At 47.3% G+C, this 2,281-nt stretch carries 3 protein-coding genes; 2 read left to right on the top strand and 1 reads right to left on the bottom strand.

Annotated elements, in window-relative coordinates; genetic code table 11:
• Positions 1-286: 286 nt before the first annotated feature.
• Positions 287-1,114, bottom strand: a complete 828-nt coding sequence (locus tag A2048_00820; GenBank protein ID OGP10340.1) for a phage antirepressor protein — start codon at positions 1,112-1,114, stop codon at positions 287-289.
• A gap of 266 nt (positions 1,115-1,380) precedes the next feature.
• Between A2048_00820 and A2048_00815 the strand changes: the two genes are divergently transcribed.
• Entirely contained in the window at positions 1,381-1,740 is a 360-nt protein-coding gene (locus tag A2048_00815; GenBank protein OGP10339.1) for a hypothetical protein, read from the top strand.
• A 70-nt stretch (positions 1,741-1,810) separates the two neighbouring features.
• Complete coding sequence (locus A2048_00810) at positions 1,811-2,191, top strand: hypothetical protein (GenBank protein ID OGP10338.1); 381 nt, start codon at positions 1,811-1,813, stop codon at positions 2,189-2,191.
• Positions 2,192-2,281: the final 90 nt, after the last annotated feature.

Here is a 2,281-nt window from a genome sequence, read left to right as displayed (position 1 = left end):
GGGGGGGGGGGGTAGTATTATTGTTAACGCAGTCAGTCATAAATAAGGGAATATCCCTTAAACTTTAAGCAAGTGCCGTGCCATAAAAAGCCAATTTATCGGTTTGAAATAATTGATGATTTTTTAGAATTTTAAGGGATTAACTCTCCAATAAGAAAAAAATCGGCGACAAGAGACCTCATGGGGCTTTTGGCTAAGAAACCTGGGTTGGTTCAATTTGGACTGACGAGAGGCATCAATTCCTCTCTGAGGGCGGGATCATATTGAATGGAAACAGCTCTGCACATTATTTTCCTTTCAAAACCTTGATGGATTTTGTTCGCGGTAAAAAATTGTTTTTAGAAACAATTGGACGCCCAAGGCGTTCTTCTACCTCTCTCCTGGCGTTGCCGGCGATCTTTCCTCCGGATTGAGCATCGCTTTTTAGTTTGGGTACACCTTGGGAATCCTCGGTACGATGAATCTCTGTGGTGACACGTTCGCCAAGCATCGTAAAAATCAGTTCGAAGTCATCCATGTGATCGCGCAGGTTTTCGCGTTTGAGACCTTTCAGGTTTTTGTATTCACTGGGCGTTACCCCGAAGGTGGCCTTTGAAATTTCCGCGGTCAAAATTTCGTAATTCCTCTGTTCCTGGGCACCGCGCTTCTGCCATTCGTCCGTCAACTCCTCGCGGATCGCAATGCCGCGCATCCGCTTCTCGATCCAATCTTCAGGATAGCCTTTTAATTTGTAGAGCAGTCGCGTGCGCTTGGTGGCGAGCTCCGGATTTTCGATCTCCTGAATACGCTCAAAGCCCACCTTGGCCAGCCACCGCTTGAAGGGTTCGGCCTTTGGCGATGGGATGGACTGGATAATCCGGAATATCCCTTCGGTATTGGCACAATCCGTTTCGTATTTCTTGCCGTCAGCAGCGGGCAATTTCAGTCCGTGACAAAATGTCACGACCTCACTTCCTTCCTCTTTGAGCCTCTGTTTGAGCTTCCTCCAATAGGCCCCCGAATCAGGGCTGTCGGTAAGCGCATGACAAACGTCGATAACCGAGAACCACCACTCATTCTCATGAATCATTTTTCTGATTTGTTTGCCCTTGAAGAGGGCCATTTTTATTTCCATAAATTCCTCCTCATATGGAAAGGACCTTCGGCCTTTTCCAATAGGTCGCCCTCTGGGCGACTTATTTCCGACTTCAGTTTGTAAATGGACTCAACACCACCCAGATCTCAGAATTCCCTACCCGAATTCCCCCTCCCTGTGTAGCAAATTTATAACGGATGTGTTCAGCTGTTTTTCTTAACGCCCCGCACCATTTTCAACTTTTTGTATCTTTTGGCGTGTTTTGTCACTTGTGGGGAAATTTCATTTCAACTCATGCTTGAGGCATGAGAGATGAAACTTATTTCACTCCAGATCGGCAAACCTGCTCATGGCCTGTCTCTAATGGCCGCTGCTTCATCCAAACTTCCTCCATAAAAACAGCTGAACAAATCCAATACTGGTCTTTTGCCAGCATCGTCGGGGATGGCTGGAACAATCCCCTACGCATTTATTCGGTACCCCTTAAAAAATGGCGCTGGGTTTTGAAGGCTTTGGGAATGGGGCTTCCGCCTAAAAACCCAACCCGAGTCCACTTCGGCCACAAGACAGGGAAGCAACACTTGAAAAAGGGGACTGAGACGCCAGGTCACAAAAATTTAAAGGCGATTAGAGGCACTCATTTTAAAAATGAACCCCAAAGGTAGGGGAAAGGATCATGGGCGATTTAAAGCCAAATTTTCCGCTTCAAGTTGACACTGTCAGCAAAGAGTCTGGGTGAGTGCCCTCAAAGAAAGTTATCACGATAAAAATAATTACAGGGATGAAGCCATTGCCCGCCTGAGGAATAAAATCGATCAGCTCAGGCATAGAAAAGATCAAGCCTATATGGATAAGCTGGATGGAAAAATCCAGGATGCCTACTGGCTGGAACTGTCCAATAGATGGCAGGAGGAGATCAGCACGTGCGAGGCTGAACTTGCCGCTTATGGCCGTGCCGACACGCCCTATTACGAAAACGGGCAGAAGCTACTCGAACTCGCTAAGAACGCGACTGCACTGTATTTGCGGGGAACTGCCCAAGAAAAGAACCAAATCCTCAAATTGCTCCACTCGAACTCCCGCCTCATCGGCGGAAAGCTAAGCCCCACGCTATGATATGCGCCCCTGACACTGGAGGGAATGGATAGGAAGTTGAGGTGGATGGGTTGCAGTCTTCTGAAGCCCTTGATAATGAGGGTTTTTAAA

The sequence above is a fragment of the Deltaproteobacteria bacterium GWA2_45_12 genome, from assembly GCA_001797365.1.
In the GTDB taxonomy this organism is placed as follows: domain Bacteria; phylum UBA10199; class UBA10199; order UBA10199; family UBA10199; genus UBA10199.
Note: the sequence above shows the minus strand (reverse complement) of the source record. Positions and strands in the feature narration are given on the sequence as shown.